General features: G+C 31.4%; 15 protein-coding genes. 5 read left to right on the top strand and 10 right to left on the bottom strand.

Annotated features, from left to right (window positions below; translation table 11 throughout):
• Positions 1-83 precede the first annotated feature (83 nt).
• Entirely contained in the window at positions 84-749 is a 666-nt protein-coding gene (locus G8C43_RS03025; protein WP_105297856.1) for a metal-dependent transcriptional regulator, read from the top strand.
• Positions 750-835: 86 nt separating this feature from the next.
• A complete protein-coding gene (locus G8C43_RS03020; RefSeq protein WP_166004071.1) occupies positions 836-2,092 on the top strand; it encodes a DUF763 domain-containing protein in 1,257 nt (418 codons plus the stop codon).
• Positions 2,093-2,114: 22 nt separating this feature from the next.
• Here the strand turns inward: G8C43_RS03020 and G8C43_RS03015 are convergent, their stop codons facing one another.
• The gene (locus G8C43_RS03015; RefSeq protein WP_166004069.1) at positions 2,115-3,122 is read right to left on the bottom strand and encodes a chorismate-binding protein; all 1,008 of its coding nucleotides are present in this window, start codon (positions 3,120-3,122) and stop codon (positions 2,115-2,117) included.
• The gene (locus G8C43_RS03010; protein WP_160564860.1) at positions 3,122-3,559 is read right to left on the bottom strand and encodes a hotdog fold thioesterase; all 438 of its coding nucleotides are present in this window, start codon (positions 3,557-3,559) and stop codon (positions 3,122-3,124) included. Before G8C43_RS03010 ends, G8C43_RS03015 begins: the two co-directional genes overlap by 1 nt.
• A gap of 163 nt (positions 3,560-3,722) precedes the next feature.
• On the opposite strand from G8C43_RS03010, the gene G8C43_RS03005 reads away from it, so the two are divergent.
• The gene (locus tag G8C43_RS03005) at positions 3,723-5,708 is read left to right on the top strand and encodes a heavy metal translocating P-type ATPase (protein ID WP_166004067.1); all 1,986 of its coding nucleotides are present in this window, start codon (positions 3,723-3,725) and stop codon (positions 5,706-5,708) included.
• A 138-nt stretch (positions 5,709-5,846) separates the two neighbouring features.
• On the opposite strand, the gene G8C43_RS03000 is transcribed toward G8C43_RS03005, so the two are convergent.
• Positions 5,847-6,845: a tyrosine-protein phosphatase gene (locus tag G8C43_RS03000; RefSeq protein WP_166004065.1), complete on the bottom strand. Its 999-nt coding sequence runs from the start codon at positions 6,843-6,845 to the stop codon at positions 5,847-5,849.
• Between the two features lie 293 nt (positions 6,846-7,138).
• On the opposite strand from G8C43_RS03000, the gene pnuC reads away from it, so the two are divergent.
• Entirely contained in the window at positions 7,139-7,756 is a 618-nt protein-coding gene (gene pnuC / locus G8C43_RS02995) for a nicotinamide riboside transporter PnuC (RefSeq protein WP_166004063.1), read from the top strand.
• Between the two features lie 11 nt (positions 7,757-7,767).
• On the top strand, positions 7,768-8,007 hold the full coding sequence (locus G8C43_RS02990; protein WP_166004061.1) for a GlsB/YeaQ/YmgE family stress response membrane protein: 240 nt from the start codon (positions 7,768-7,770) through the stop codon (positions 8,005-8,007).
• A 46-nt stretch (positions 8,008-8,053) separates the two neighbouring features.
• On the opposite strand, the gene G8C43_RS02985 is transcribed toward G8C43_RS02990, so the two are convergent.
• The 7 genes from G8C43_RS02985 to G8C43_RS02955 form a co-directional block, all read right to left on the bottom strand.
• The gene (locus G8C43_RS02985; RefSeq protein WP_166004059.1) at positions 8,054-8,656 is read right to left on the bottom strand and encodes a superoxide dismutase; all 603 of its coding nucleotides are present in this window, start codon (positions 8,654-8,656) and stop codon (positions 8,054-8,056) included.
• Between the two features lie 168 nt (positions 8,657-8,824).
• Entirely contained in the window at positions 8,825-11,422 is a 2,598-nt protein-coding gene (locus G8C43_RS02980) for a DNA gyrase/topoisomerase IV subunit A (RefSeq protein WP_166004057.1), read from the bottom strand.
• Between the two features lie 39 nt (positions 11,423-11,461).
• On the bottom strand, positions 11,462-11,947 hold the full coding sequence (locus G8C43_RS02975; RefSeq protein ID WP_160543187.1) for a hypothetical protein: 486 nt from the start codon (positions 11,945-11,947) through the stop codon (positions 11,462-11,464).
• A gap of 49 nt (positions 11,948-11,996) precedes the next feature.
• Positions 11,997-13,835 carry a DNA topoisomerase IV subunit B gene (locus G8C43_RS02970; protein WP_105297845.1) on the bottom strand — a complete coding sequence of 613 codons (1,839 nt, stop codon included), beginning with the start codon at positions 13,833-13,835 and terminating at the stop codon, positions 11,997-11,999.
• 130 nt (positions 13,836-13,965) lie between these two features.
• Complete coding sequence (locus tag G8C43_RS02965) at positions 13,966-14,658, bottom strand: hypothetical protein (RefSeq protein ID WP_160543185.1); 693 nt, start codon at positions 14,656-14,658, stop codon at positions 13,966-13,968.
• Complete coding sequence (locus tag G8C43_RS02960) at positions 14,648-15,148, bottom strand: RNA polymerase sigma factor (protein ID WP_160543184.1); 501 nt, start codon at positions 15,146-15,148, stop codon at positions 14,648-14,650. Before G8C43_RS02960 ends, G8C43_RS02965 begins: the two co-directional genes overlap by 11 nt.
• Before the next feature lie 68 nt (positions 15,149-15,216).
• Complete coding sequence (locus G8C43_RS02955) at positions 15,217-16,605, bottom strand: FAD-binding oxidoreductase (RefSeq protein WP_166004054.1); 1,389 nt, start codon at positions 16,603-16,605, stop codon at positions 15,217-15,219.
• Positions 16,606-16,657 lie beyond the last annotated feature (52 nt).

The raw sequence follows: 16,657 nt of genomic DNA, 5'->3' as shown, positions 1-16,657 counted from the left end.
TCTAACAAATTTATTTTACGATTGTATTTTGGAAAAATAAATTATTTGGTCTTGAAAAATTAATATTTTAAATATATTTGTAAATGTTCTCATCTATAGAAGAAAATTATCTAAAAGCCTTATATAATCTGTCTGACGAAAAGGGAGAAGTATCTACTTTGGCGTTAAGCCAATCCTTAGATATCAAAATGCCTACTGTGAACAGCATGATGAAAAAATTCTTGAAAAAAGGATTGGTATACTATCAGAGCTATAAACCGTTAAAACTGACAGAAAAAGGTAAAAAAGAAGCCGCTTTAATTCTTAGGAAACACCGTCTAACAGAAATGTATTTGGTTGAAAAAATGGGATTTAGTTGGGAAGATGTTCATGAAGTAGCCGAACAAATCGAACATATACATTCAGAAAAATTTTTCAATAAAATGGATGAATTGTTAGATTATCCTAAGTTCGATCCTCACGGTTCACCCATACCGGATAAACAAGGAAATATTGAAGGGGGACGCTTTAAAAAGTTAAACGAATACCAAATTGGTGAAATCGTGGAATTATCCGCTATCATTCACAGTTCTAAAGAATTTTTAAAGTATTTAAATTCTAAAAATTTCAATTTAGGAATTAAATTTCAGATTGAATCAGTCGAAGAGTTTGACGGAAGTGTAACTGTTCAAATTGTAGGTCAAAATAGAACAGAAGTTTTAAGTAATATGATTGCTGAAAAACTTTTAGTCAAAAATTGTTTAAATTAAAGTTACCGCGCAATTACTATCATTTAATTATAAGGTAAAAGTGCAGTAAATGAGTTAATTAATTTAATTTTTACTATATTTACTATATGAAGAAGGGATATGCAGATTTACCTTTACACTATGGAACAGTTCCCGCCTGGTTAGCTAAAAGAATGGCTTTATTAGGTGGAGCGATTGTGGAGGCTATAGTTCAAGAATACGGAAGAAAAACTTTCTTACAAAAATTAAGCGACCCGTTTTGGTTTCAATCTTTAGGATGTGTTTTAGGAATGGATTGGCATTCTTCAGGAATAACCACTTCCGTTATGAATGCTTTGAAGAAAGCAATAAATCAAAGATCCTCGGAACTTGGTATTTATGTATGCGGGGGCAGGGGGAAATCTTCACGAAATACTCCAACAGAATTACTTCATATTGCCGATAAAACCGGTTTAGATGGAAATGAACTTATTACTAAGAGCAGATTGGTAGCTAAAGTTGATAATTGTGCGGTTCAAGATGGTTTCCAAATATATTTACATTCTTTTGTAGTTACTACAGATGGGGATTGGACAGTTGTACAGCAAGGAATGAATATCAACGATAAATTGGCAAGAAGGTATCATTGGCTGTCTTCCTCAGTTCAATCCTTTACAGAAACTCCCCATACTTTTATTTATGGTAAAAACAAAGGAGAAATCCTTAATCTGACCGATAAAGATGCTTCTACTACCAAACAGGGAATTTTGGAACTAACTAAGGAAAATCCGGATCGTTTAATGAAAGAAATATCTCTTATACTGCCTTCTCATCATGAGGTACGCGAAAAAGACGTCAATTTGAAGAGATTGGGCGCTGCTTTGGTACTTGCTCATGAAACAGATGTTCAAGATGTGGAGTCTCTGTTGCTTTTGAATGGAGTAGGACCCAGAACGCTTCAATCGTTGACCTTAGTTAGTGAGGTAATACATGGAACTCCTTCCAGATTTTCAGATCCCGCCCGATTTTCTTTTGCACACGGAGGAAAAGATGGACATCCTTTTCCTGTACCCACTCGAGTATATGATGAAACCATTGAAATTTTTGATAAAGCATTGCAACGATCTAAATTAGGAGATACCGATAAATTGGAAGCATTGAAAAATCTTTCCAAAGTATCTATGGAAATTGAAAAGAATTTTAAACCCAGTGACAATTTTCATGAATGGATTGAAAATGAAAGAAAAAATTCCTGGAAATACGGTGGTAAAACCATCTATGGAGATGCCGTTGAAAACAGCAGTCTTATAAAAAAAACCGGCAAGAAAACTAATAAATCTGTAATTAAAAAAATTGATAAAAACCAACTCAGCCTGTTTGATTAATCAATTAATCATAAGAAGGTATTTAAAGACTTTCACCAATAAATTTAGACTTTAATTCTGTTTCCGTCCATTCTTTTTGCGGATTACTTTGCGCTGTAATACCACCACCTACATAAAGTAAAGCTCCATTAGCATATAGTTTAGCACATCGTAAATTAACGAAATACTTTTTAAATTTCTGAGTTTCCAATCCTATATATCCTGCATAAAAATCACGATTATATCCTTCATTCTCCAAAATATAACTTCTACTTTTATTTAACGGAATTCCACAAACGGCAGGTGTAGGATGCAAATCTGCTATCAATTGAGGTAGTTGATCAGAAGTGTTTAATTTTGCAGTAAGATAGGTTATCAAATGTTTAACAAGTCCTAAATGAAGTGTTTCAGGGCCTTTTATCGTTAAATTCGAAGTATAGGCTTTAATTTTTTCACAAATATAATCTGTGACATATTTTTGCTCTTCTATTTCTTTGCTTTCCCATTGAACCGAATCAATATCCGGTAACGTTCCGGCAAGTGCCATCGTTGTAAATAAAGAATTTTCAAAAGAACCTAAGAGTTCAGGAGTAGCCCCCATCCAAATTTCATTTTGATTCCAATAGCTTACTTGGCAAAAGGAGGATGGATATTTTTCGCATAAAAACAAAAACGATTTGAAAGGGTTGATCTTATCCTTATCGATCCATTTTTCGCGAGAAATTACAATTTTATCTGTTTGATTTTGTTGAATATAATGAATAGTCCGTTGAAGAAGATTTAAATATTCATGTTCTGAAATAACCTTTGTATTTTCATTGTTAGGTAGAGGAAATATAAGGTCATTTGTTGGTAATAAATCTTTTACCTCTGTAAATGTTGAAAAATGGAAAGTATATTTCTTTGAATTATCAAAAGATTGAAAAGAATATTCATATAAGCCGCCCTCTTCCTTTTTAATTAAAAATATTTTTTTGTCTTTAGGAAGTCGAATAAAAGCAAAAGGAATATTTTTTTTAATGCAATTTTTAACTGTTTCAGAAAGTACCATTATTCAAAATTATTTTTAGGAACAATGCGGTTAGTCATGGTAACATAACAATTTTTAAAGGTATTTCCCTCATCATCCGTACAAAAAATATTAATTTCAACCACATGGGATGTGTTACCTTTGTTGATAAATTGGGCTGTAGCTGAAATTTTTCCGTTTTTAACAGATTTTAAATGATAGCCGTTTACTTGCGTTCCGAAAACATAATAATTTGAAGGATCAACCGTGGTAATAGATAAAACCGAACCTACAGTTTCAGCAAGAGCTAATGAGGCTCCACCATGTAAAAATCCTATCGGTTGGTGTACCCGGGAATTTACTTCCATTTCTGCAGTTAGTGTATCTCCTGTAAAATCAGTGTATACGATCCCTAAGGTATCCATTAGTGTATTTGGTGAAGATTCATTTAGCTTGGCCAAAAGTTCTGCCTTATCCATTTTTTATTATTTACGTTTCATGCAAATTTATAAAAAATTAAACTCAAGGATTGGGCGAGAGGAAAGAATAACGATTCTAATTTTTTTACTATTTCTTTCTTTGCAATCTAATTGCAACATAGGGGAATTATTTTTGTTATATAATTAAAAAATACAGATAGTTATGTCTTCTTATAAACCCGGTTGTGCCTGTAATGACAACGAAAGAAAAAATATTACTAATCAAGGAGATCATGAATCTTCTCATGGACATACCCATGATCACGAACTAGATTTCAACATAAATATTTTTCAATTATTTTTACCGGCCATCATAAGTTCTGTCCTTTTAGCTCTCGCTCTCATTTTAGATTATTCTAAAACTTCATTTTTCAATTCTTGGATTAGATTGGGAGCATATATACTAGCTTATTTGCCTGTAGGGTATCCTGTATTTAAAGAAATGTTAGAAGAATTTAAGCATAAGGATTTTTTCAATGAGCTATCGTTAATGTTTTTAGCTTCGGTAGGTGCTTTTTATATAGGAGAATATCCGGAAGCGGTTGCAGTTATGTTATTTTATTCCATTGGAGAGAACTTCCAATCGTTGGCAGTAGCTAAAGCTAAAAGAAATATTAATGCTTTATTGGATCAAAGACCCGATGAAGCGACAATTATTGAAAATCAAACTACTAAAGTCGTAAAAGCTAAAGAGGTTCAAGTAGGCGAAATTATACAATTGAAACCGGGAGATAAAGTAGCATTGGATGGAGAATTACTTTCTTCATCTGCTACGTTCAATACCTCTGCGTTAACCGGGGAAAGTACTCCGCAAAGTAAAGAAAAAGGGGAGACCATTTTAGCAGGAATGATAAATCTCAATACTTCATCACTTGTAAAAGTAACTACTCCTTACTCAGACAGTAAACTATCTAAAATATTGGATTTAGTTCAAAATGCTACCGGTCAAAAAGCGAAAACAGAATTGTTTATCAGAAAATTTGCGAAGATTTATACTCCGGCGGTTTTCTTTATTGCCTTGTTGGTGTTTATATTACCTTATTTTTTTGTTGCAAACTATGAATATGAAACCTGGTTATATCGATCCTTAATATTTTTAGTTATATCCTGTCCATGCGCTTTGGTAATCTCAATACCTTTAGGATATTTTGGAGGCATAGGTTTAGCTTCAAGAAACGGTATTTTGGTTAAAGGTTCCAACTTTTTGGATATCTTGGCTGAAGTCAAACAAATTGTATTTGATAAAACAGGAACTTTAACTCTAGGAAATTTTTCTGTTCAAAATGTACATGTTGAGCAAGGTTTTGATCGGACTCAATTATTACAATGGGTTAATATAGCCGAATCTCATAGTAATCATCCGATTGCCACCGCAATTCAAGCTTATATTAATCATAAACCTGAGGTAACAAAAATTACTTCCATGGAAGATATTCCGGGAAAAGGGATTAAAGTGGAAATAGAAGATAATGAATTGTTAGTAGGTAATTTTAAATTAATGGATGCCTATTCTATTTCTTATCCGGATGCTTGTAAAGAAATCATAAATACTGTAGTTTTAATTGCAGTAAATAATAAGTTCGCCGGATATTTGGAAATTGCAGATCAAATTAAATCAGGAGCTCAACAAGATATTAAAAAAATACATGATTTAGGCATCGGGGCAACAATTCTTAGCGGTGATAAAAATACAATCGTACAAAAAGTTGCCCGGGAATTAGGTATAGATCATGCCTATGGTGAACTTTTACCGGAAGATAAGGTAAGTAAAATGAAGGAAATAAAATCAAGAGTGATTGGTAAAGTAGCTTTTGTAGGTGATGGATTTAATGATGCACCGGTGATCGCTTTAAGTGATGTTGGAATTGCCATGGGAGGTTTAGGCAGTGATGCGACGATTGAAGTAGCCGATGTCATAATTCAAGACGATCAGACCTCTAAAATTCCTTTAGCCGTTAAAATAGGAAAAGCCACCAAACATGTTGTATGGCAAAATGTGATATTAGCTTTTGGTATTAAAATTATTGTAATGATTTTAGGAATTTTTGGTGATATCCATCTATTGGAAGCTGTATTTGCCGATGTTGGTGTAGCCCTTTTAGCAATATTAAATGCCGTTCGTCTACAAAAAGCCAACCTAAATAAATAGAATTTTCTCTACCATTTGTACGAATAAATTTTAATACATTCTTCATTAAAACAGGTAAGTAAACTAGGTACTTATCTGTTTAAAATTCGATATATGTTGATTGCCGATTAATTTTTGATTCTAATGTTTAAACAGATATTAATACAATAAATTATTTTTCAATTTATCAATATTTAAATGCATTCGGTTAATCAAAAAATTTTGAATGGATCCATACTCATTTTCTATTTCGTTTAATGCGCTTTCTAAATAATCCGGTATGACCGTATATAAATATTTGTTGGATGGATTTTGTTCAATTAACGGATGGTATTTATCCGCCAGATAATCGTTAGATGCTAAATAATCCTTTAAAATAATATCTTTTGGAATATCTAGAGCATATAGCAACAATGCGGTAGCCAATCCGGTGCGATCTTTCCCTGCTGAACAATGAAAAAGGAGCGGTAATTTTTTTTGATCTTGTATATAGGTAAAAAATTCTTCATATGCGTTCAAATATTTATCTTCTGTAACTAAAAGTTTGTATAAATGCTTCATAGCATTTATTACATCATTTTTACTCGTATGAATACTTTTAGCATATGCTTTTAAACGACCGGGTTCAATACACAAATAGTAATGATTTTTAACTTCTGCAGGAATTTTGTCGGGTAAGGCCTTATATTCTTCTTCGCATCTGAAATCAACCAGAGTAATTATAGGAATACTGGATAAATATAGTAAATCATTATGAGTTAGATTATATAAATCGTCTGTTCTAAATAATTTTCCCCATTTAATTCGTTTTCCGTCTTTAGACTCTAAACCTCCTAAATCCCTAAAATTATATCCTCCTTCCATCGGAAGGTGTGTTTCCGCAAGTATAGCCGATCCTTCCGAAGTCTCTAATTTAAAATAACTTCTTTTGGATGGTAATATATATAAAGGATAAGTTCCATAATCTTTACCTTGCGCGATCGGTTTTTTAGTATCAATAGTTTGAACTGAATCGCCTGAATATAATTTCCATTCTCCCGAAATATTTATATTTAAATAAGCTGATTTTGTATGCTTTTCTCGTATAATTTTACATCTTTTTAGAATGTCAATAGGGTTATCTGAATTTTCTTTTTCTTTAGTCATACCTGCTATCATACTAATTTTTGGATTATATTACTTATTAAAAACTTAAATCACATCAAATTTATTGCCATAAAAATTATTGAAATAATCTATATTTTAATTATTTGTAAAAGAATACTAATTAAAGTAGGTCTTTTTAATATCTTTGCAGGTAAAATAATAATTTACTATACGAATTCAGGAATACTACGTTTTAATTAATCGGATTGATTTTAAAATTTATTTTAAAATCATGACTTTCTAAGAAAATAAAATATCTATATATAATGTATGTTTAAGTACTAAAAAATAATAAAGGTATAACTATGGTTTCAATACATGAATGGTGGACAATTTTAAAACAACAATTTTATCAAATTTCTTTTTTAGAAGCCATAGGAGTTGCTTTTGGTATAGCGGAAGCTTTATTCGCCAAATATAATAAGGTTTGGTTGTATCCTTGCGGAATACTTAATATACTCATAACCATGTATGTTTATTGGGATTTTCGTTTATACGCGGAAATTTTATTGCAAGTATATTATTTTGTAATGAGTATATACGGATGGTTTTTATGGACAAGTAAAACTAAGAATAGTAGTACGGTAAGTTTATGTACTGTAAACGATAGATTAATCGCATGTTGCATCGTGATATTTTCATGGATTCTTTTGTATTTTTTCTTAACGAATTATACTAATTCAGATGTTCCTGTATGGGACTCATTGGTGAGCGCATTTGCTTGGGCCGGTATGTGGCTATTAGCAAAAAGAAAACTGGATAATTGGATTTTTTTAAATATTAGTAATTTTATAGCCGTTCCGTTATTACTTCATAAAGGACTTTTATTATATTCTCTTTTAACTATATTTTTATTTATCATCGCAATTTTTGGATATTTAGATTGGAAAAAAATTATTAATTCACAAAAGTTAAAAAATTAGAACATAAAATAATGTGGACATTACTTATAGGGATTTCATCCGGTTTTTTAGCAGGGACTTTAATTAAAGGTCGAGGTTTTGGATGTTTTGGAAATTTAATGATTGGTATTTTAGGTAGTTTTTTAGGAAATTGGCTATTTAGACATCTTCAAATACCGGTTAATGAAAATGATAAAACTCTTATGTTGGCTATGTCCACTCTTGGCGCTATTTTCCTTTTAGCATTGGTGTCAATCTTCACTAAAAGATAAAAAGCCATCTAAATTAGACGGCTTTTTATTAAATCTTTATACTGATTTATTTACTTGATTCAAATAATTCAGAAACTTTATCCCAATTTATCACGTTAAAGAAAGCACTGATATAGTCTGCTCTTCTGTTTTGATAGTTAAGATAGTAAGCATGCTCCCAAACATCCAACCCTAGAATAGGAGTTCCTGATGCACCTACTCCCGGCATTAAAGGATTGTCTTGATTTGCCGTTGAGCCAATGCTTAATTTTCCATTATTGGATAACAACCAAGCCCATCCGGATCCAAATCTTCCGGCTGCTGCTTTTGAAAATTCCTCTTTGAAAGCATCAAAAGATCCAAAAGATTCGTTGATTGCTGCAGCTAAATTTCCTTCCGGTTTACCTTTACCATTAGGGGTTAACCATTCCCAAAATAAACAATGGTTCAAATAACCACCGCCATTATTTCTTATAGGGGTTTTATCAAAACCTTTAATTATAATTTGTTCTATAGGTAGATTTTCAAGTTCTGTACCGGCGATTGCATTATTTAAATTTGTAGTATATGTACCATGATGTTTTGTATAATGGATTTCCATGGTCTTTGCATCGATATAAGGCTCTAGCGCATTGTATGCATACGGTAATTTTGGTAATTCAAATGCCATATTCTTTTTTTTAATTAAAAATTAAACTTAACTTAAATTTATTAAACAAATCTAGTGAATTTAAGAGTAAGTATGCGGTAAAGGCATTAAATTATTTAATAAAGATATTTGAAATTAATATGTAAACAAATATTTATTGTTTTATTGAAATAAAAAATATTCAGATTATTAGAAAAGATTTATCTGTTCACCATCTGTACCGGAGTTCCCATCTTGAGAATTTTTAGGTTCAGTTGGGGCGTCTTCAGTTTCAGCATTGGCATTTGCTTCATTTTCCTCTTCGGAAGGTTCTTCTGTAATGGTTATCTTTTTTATTTTTTCTTTAGAAATTTGATTCCCTTGTGCCTTAATGCCTTTAATAGCTATAAAGTCTTCTAAATTAATAGTTTCCGGACTTTTATCTTTTCCAAAATTGATTTCAGCAATTAATTTCCATCCGGTTCCAACCCATTCTATAAAAGATCTTGGATTTTCTGAGATAAAAAATACTTGCGGATTCAAGGTATCATCTAATAAGAAGCGTTTAATATAATAAATGGATTTATCTCCGTCGTAATATATACAACATACCGGTTTTTCCGGATTCCATTTTTCAAGTACTAAAAATTCATCATCAAAATGATTTAGGAGATCAAAAGTATGAAGTTTTGCAATTCCGGTAGAAGAGAGGGTAACTATTTTATCGGCTCCTTTAAAAGCACCTAAATATTTGCCGCGGCCTTCAACGTTTAAACGTTGTACCGATTCATCAAACCAAATTTTTCTAGGGGCTAAAGTAGAAATACCTGATTCTTTTAATTCAATTTTCTTTATATAATTTTTTGATACCAAATTTCCTTTAGAGCTTCTTCCTTTAATGGCTAATTCTGAAAAATCTATGTCAAACTTTAATTTTTTCAACCTTTGGCTGGGTTTAAGGAAAATGGTAACTGATTCCGCTTCACCATTGGGATTCGCAGTAAAATATTGGACTTCCGAACCTTTAGCGGTAGAGGCTAAATTGTATTCTTTATCTCTGGTTATGGAGGTAACCGGAAATCTTTTCATATACCAAGGACCTAGTTTACCTTCACGATAAATCATATTGTAAATAGTACGGGTATCATTTTTCTTCCAAATTCCTACATGGATGATGTTTTTTCCTACAAAAGTTTTAGCATCTGCTTTGGTAACCAGCATTACCCCGTCTTTTCTAAACACAATTATATCATCTATATCCGAACAGTCAAAAAGGTATTCATCCTTTTTAAGGGAATATCCAATAAATCCTTCTTCGCGATTGACATAGAATTTAATATTTGCAACTGCAACTTTTGCTGCGTCGATTGTATCAAAAGTTCGAATTTCGGTTTTCCTTTCTTTATTTTTCCCGTATTTTTTCTTTATATTGGTAAAGTATTCAATTGCATATTGGATTAAATGATCTAAATGGTGTTTTACTTCTTTTATTTTTCCATCTAATGCTGCAATATTTTCCTCTGCTTTATCCAGGTCAAATCGGGTAATTCTTTTAATGCGTATTTCAGTTAACTTATTAATATCCTCTTCGGAAACTTCTCTAATCAAATGGCCGGTAAAAGGTTTTAATCCGGCATCGATAGTTGAGATCACATCTTCCCACTTATCAAGTTCTTCAATTTGATGGTAGATCCTGTTTTCGATAAATATTTTTTCTAACGAAGCAAAATGCCATTGTTCCTGCAATTCGCCGAGTTCAATCTCTAATTCTTGTTTAAGAAGATTTACAGTATGATTGGTATTTCTTCTTAATATTTCAGAAACACTTAAAAATTCCGGTTTGTCTACATTGATGACACATGCATTCGGAGAAATTGAAATTTCGCAATCTGTGAATGCATATAAAGCATCAATCATTTTGTCCGGAGATACATCGTTAGGTAAGTGTATTAAAATTTCAACTTCAGATGCGGTATTATCTTCAACTTTTTTTATTTTAATTTTTCCCTTCTCATTGGCTTTAAGGATACTGTCTATAAGAGAACCTGTATTAGTTCCATACGGAATTTCATTTATTAGAAGAAGTCCTTTTTCAGGATTTGAAATTCTGGCTCGAGCCCTTATTTTTCCTCCGCGTTCTCCGTCATTATAATTCGCAACGTCAATTAAACCTCCTGTTTGGAAATCTGGATATAAGGTAAATGGTTTTCCTTTTAAAATCGCAATAGAAGCATCGATTAATTCTAAAAAATTATGTGGTAAAATCTTAGTTGATAATCCCACGGCAATACCTTCCACTCCTTGAGATAAAAGTAAGGGAAATTTTATAGGAAGGTTTTCAGGCTCTTTATTCCGTCCATCATAAGATGGTTTCCAAACCGTAGTTTTAGGATTAAAGACAACTTCCAAAGCAAAAGGAGTTAATCTGGATTCAATATAACGGGCAGCAGCTGCTCCGTCTCCTGTGTATATATTACCCCAGTTTCCTTGGGTATCAATTAATAGTTCTTTTTGTCCTATTTGAACGATAGCATCAGTAATAGCAGCGTCTCCATGTGGATGATATTTCATGGTATTACCCACCACATTGGCAACTTTATTATACCGGCCATCTTCCAATTCCCTCATTGAGTGAAGGATTCTTTTTTGAACCGGTTTTAAACCGTCGAAGATGGATGGAATAGCCCTTTCAAGAATGACATAAGAAGCATAATCTAAAAACCAATTCTGGTACATACCAGATATTTTTTGAATAGTTTCAGTGTTTTGATTATTTTTATTTACGTTTTCTTGATTGTCTTCGTTCATTATTAGTTTAAAAGTGTTTTTTTATGCTTGTGTAAAATTTTATTGATATATTTCCTTTTTATTTTCGCTAATTACTTTATTGAGAGAAATTCGTATATCTCTAATCTGTCGGGAATCTAGATAAGATATATCAAAATTCACTTTAGATTGTCCCGAACTTACTCGTTTGCTTGATATGTAAATTTCTAAAACTTTTTTGAATAAAGGTTTATTTTTAATTACAAATTTAATAAGTTTTCTTTTAGGAAAGTCAGATAATGATTCTTTAACCATAAAAGCAATCGGAAGAGATTTTTCATTTTGAAATATTAATGTTTCTCCGTCACTGTCATACCTAAAGAAAGGACAACCTAAATAGGCCAAATAAACAAGTACTAACAGACTCATTAATAAAACAAATTCATCTCCTCTGCCAAATGCAGGCACATTTAAGTAGATAAATACAAAGCTGGTAAAAAAAATGATCAATATTACAATGTTAATAATTGCAATTTTACTTTTAGTTTTTGGATTTTGAAATTTCATAAAATAGTAGCTTTTAAGTCATTATTCATATTTAATTTTGTTTATATCACTAAAAGGTATCTATTACTAAATTATTAATTATAAATTCTTGCCTGGTTTGTGTATTTTTTCCCATGTAAAAGTCCAATAGTTCTTCAATAGAAGTATTTTTACTTAACATTACGGGTTCTAATTTTATATCTTTACCGATAAAATTTTTAAATTCGTCAGGTGATATTTCTCCCAACCCTTTAAAACGAGTTATTTCGGGATTTTTTCCTAATTCTTGAATTGCTTTAATTCTCTCTTCATCAGTATAACAATACCGTGTTTCTTTTTTATTTCTAACCCTGAATAAAGGAGTTTGGAGAATATATAAATGTCCGTTCTTTATTAAATCAGGGAAAAATTGTAAGAAAAAAGTTATCATAAGCAAACGGATGTGCATTCCGTCAACGTCGGCATCAGTTGCGATAACTACATTATTATAACGTAAATCTTCTAAGCTTATTTCAATATTTAAAGCAGATTGAAGTAAATTAAATTCTTCGTTCTCATAAACTATTTTTTTGGTCAATCCATAGCTGTTCAATGGTTTTCCACGAAGGCTGAATACCGCTTGGGTTTCCACGTCTCTACTTTTAGTTATGGATCCGGAGGCTGAATCACCTTCCGTAATAAATATAGTAGATTCTAATTTTCTTTGAGACTTCTGATCATTGTAATGTTGACGACAATCTCTTAATTTTTTATTGTGTAAACTTACTTTTTTTGCTCTTTCTCTTGCCAGTTTTTGAATGCCGGAAAGTTCTTTCCTTTCTTTTTCAGATATTATAATTTTTCTTTGAAGAGCATCTGCCACTTCCGGATTTTTATGTAAAAAATTATCTAAATGTTTTTTAAGAAAGTCATTCATAAAAGTTCGAATCGTGGGTAAATCGGGGCCCATTTCACTACTTCCCAATTTAGTTTTAGTTTGCGATTCAAAAACCGGTTCAATAATTTTAATTGAAACCGCAGCTATTATTGATTTTCTAATATCAGATGCATCGTAGTTTTTATTATAAAATTCGCGTATAGTTTTCACGAAGGCTTCTTTAAAAGCATTGAGATGTGTTCCTCCTTGTGTGGTATGTTGACCGTTTACAAAGGAAAAATAAGCTTCTGATTGAGAACGTTCGCTGTGAGTGAAAGCTACTTCAATATCTTCATCTTTTAAATGGATGATAGGATAAATCGTTTCTCCTTCAATATTATCTTGAAGTAAGTCTTGCAAACCATTTTCAGAATAGTATTCTTCTCCATTAAAGAAAATTTTCAGTCCGGGATTAAGATAGACATAGTTTTTAAGCATTTTGTCTATATATTCTTTCCTGAACTTGAAGTTTCCGAATATGGAAGAATCAGGTTCAAAAGAAATTTCGGTACCTTTTCTTTCTTTGGATTCTGTTTCAGGGCTTTCGTATGTCAGTACACCTTTTGAAAATTCAGCATATCGTGAAACTCCGTCACGTATAGATTTAACCTTAAAATAGGAGGATAATGCATTTACGGCTTTTGTACCCACTCCATTCAATCCAACGGATTTTTTAAAGGCTCTGGAATCATATTTTCCTCCCGTATTCATTTTAGAAACAGCATCAACCATTTTTCCTAAAGGAATACCTCTTCCGTAATCTCGTATTTTTATTATGGTATTATCAAGGGAAAGATCAATTTTTTTTCCTGCTCCCATAACATATTCATCGATGGAATTATCGATTATTTCTTTTAAGAGAATATAGATACCATCATCCGGGGAAGATCCGTCACCTAATTTTCCAATATACATTCCCGGACGGATACGAATATGCTCCTGCCATTCGAGAGTTTTTATATTATCCTCGGTATATTGAGTACTTTGATTCATCTTCTTCCAACTAAATATGTGCAAAAATACGATTTTTCATTTATAAAAAAAATCATACACAAATTGTATATTGTATATGATTTTGTAATAGGGTAGACCACTGGTCTACCTCTTGTATTTTTAAAATAAATTATAGATTGTCTTTTTCCAATTTTTTAATTTCGTTTAAATTTTTCTTTAATTTTTTTAGTAATATTCCATAAATTAATAAATAGTAGGCGATAATTATTAAAAATAAAATTATGCAAATGATAATAAAAACAAATATATTTTCAGGATAAGAGAAATTAAGTCTTATTTGATCAATATTTAAAATATCTGTAGAATTGAATCCTCGTCCCAATCTTTTTCCATACATAAATTCATAAAAGCCGGTTAAAATAAGTATTAATACACCCAGCAAAATATTAATACAAATGAACCAATTAACGCTTTTTCTAAATCTTAATATATTATTGATTAAATCTTTGGTTGAATACAGGAGATTGATTTTTTTATAGCATCTGTAAAAATAAAATATAAATCCAATGGAAGTTATAAGATTAAAATAGATGAGCAATCTGCTAATATGGTAGTTACGAATGTAAACTTTTAGAGCTTCCCCTCCCAAATTGGGCATAATAAGGTTCATATCCGCTGCTGTAAACAGAAGAGAGGTCATTAAAATTATAAATTCAATAACACTTATGATTACAATGTATTTTACATTATTACGTGATTTTTTATTAAGCATCAATATTAATTCTGCCTGAGAATATTGATTGGTCTCACTTTGCTTTTGCCAAGATTTTTTTAGACTGTCTATATCCAATTCATTCTTCATTTTTGTTCATTATTTCTTTTAATTTGGTTTTCACGCGATTCATCTTTACCCGAGCATTAACTTCTGTAATACCCAAAGTCTCGGAAATTTCTCTATAAGATAAATCTTCTAAATATAGCAACACTAAAGCTCGTTCTATTTCAGAAAGTTTTTTAATAGCCTCATAAAGCCTGTTGATTTGTTCTTGCTTTTCACTAAAATCATCATTTTCAGATATTTTATATAAAGTGTTATCTATTTCTTGGGTATTGATGGTTTTAGTTGATTTTCTAAAAAGAGTGATAGCCGTGTTTAGTGCAACTCTGTACATCCAAGTAGTGAATTTAGAATTTCCTTGGAAACTTTTATAGGATTTCCAAAGTTGTAATAGAATTTCTTGAAATAAATCTTGAGAATCTTCTTCATTGTTTGTATAAATTCGGCAAACTTTATGAATGATTCCCTGATTTTTTTCAATTAATTTCGAAAATTCTAATTCGATTTTTTTCACAGGTTTAGTTATTAAATTATAAGTAATTACATTAAAAATTTTGTTACATAAATAGAATTTGGATTATTTTAATCGGGGATTAATTTTCCAGGATTCATAATATTTTTAGGGTCAAGGGCTTTTTTTATGTTTTTTTGGATTTGCAAATTAGTCTTTGAAAAAACTATAGGCAAGAATGTTTTTTGAAGCAATCCAATGCCATGTTCTCCTGAAATTGTTCCACCAAGGGAATGAATATACTCAAATAATTCAAAAAGCATAGCGTGGATAACCGGATTATTATACGAATTTTTATATTTCGGATGATTGAATCGAATGTGTAGATTTCCATCTCCTGCGTGACCGTAACAAACTACTTTACATTCATTTTTTTCAGCTAATTGATGAGCAAATTTTATCAAATTAGGTAATTCAGCTCTTGGTACAACCGTATCTTCTTCAATAGTATACCCGTTTGATTTTACAATTTCAGCAACTTTTCTTCTTAATTCCCATAAACGGTTTTTATCTGTTTCATTGTCAGCAAAGTAAATTTCTTCTGTCGGAAACGATTCAACAACCGATATGGTTTGTTCAAGTAATGGTAATAGCTCTTCTTGAGAATTTCCGTCAAAATTTATTAATAGATGAGCTTGTACATTTTCCTGTAAAATAATAGAGTTTTCATCTAAATGCAATAAGGTTTGTTCCAAAGCATTTCTTTCCATAAGTTCAAGTGAACAGGGTAGTAAACCGCTTTTAAAAATTTCCGTTACAGCCTTTGCCGAATCCTCTAAATTGTGGAAAGGAATAAGCAAAGTTATATCAGTTTTTGGTTTTGTAAGAACTTTTAAAACGGCTTTGGTAACTATACCTAATGTACCTTCACTACCAATAAACAATTGGGTTAAATTATACCCTGTTGAATTTTTAAGCGTATTAGCACCTGTCCATATAATTTCTCCATTGGGGAGAACTACTTCTAAATTCAATACGGAAGCAGAAGTGACTCCGTATTTCACCGCTCGTAATCCTCCTGCATTGGTAGCAATATTTCCTCCTATATAGGAACTGCCCCAACTCGAAGGATCGGGACCATAAAATAAACCGTGCGGTTCTAAGGCTTGTTGAAGTTGATAATTGATAACTCCTGCTTCAACAACAGCCTGATAGTTCTGAATATCAATTTTAATAATTTTATTAAGTCTTTCCATGGATAAAACAATTCCTCCATGTATAGGTAAAGCTCCTCCCATTAGTCCGGTACCCCCGGATCTAGTTGTAATAGGTATCGTCTTTTCATTGCAGAATTTAACTATTTGAGAAATTTCTTCCGAATTTTCAGGTTTAACAACCAACAAAGGTTTAAAACTTAAATTTTCGGTATGATCATAAGAATAAAATTCAAGACTTTGTTCATCGTAGAAACAATGTTCAGGTCCTAATAATTCAACAAAAAAATCAATATATTCAGGCATAAAGTTAAAATTCAATGCAAAAATACTAATTTGATAACAGAATTTACCAGAT

This window comes from Apibacter sp. B2966 (assembly GCF_011082485.1).
In the GTDB taxonomy this organism is placed as follows: domain Bacteria; phylum Bacteroidota; class Bacteroidia; order Flavobacteriales; family Weeksellaceae; genus Apibacter.
Note: the sequence above shows the minus strand (reverse complement) of the source record. Positions and strands in the feature narration are given on the sequence as shown.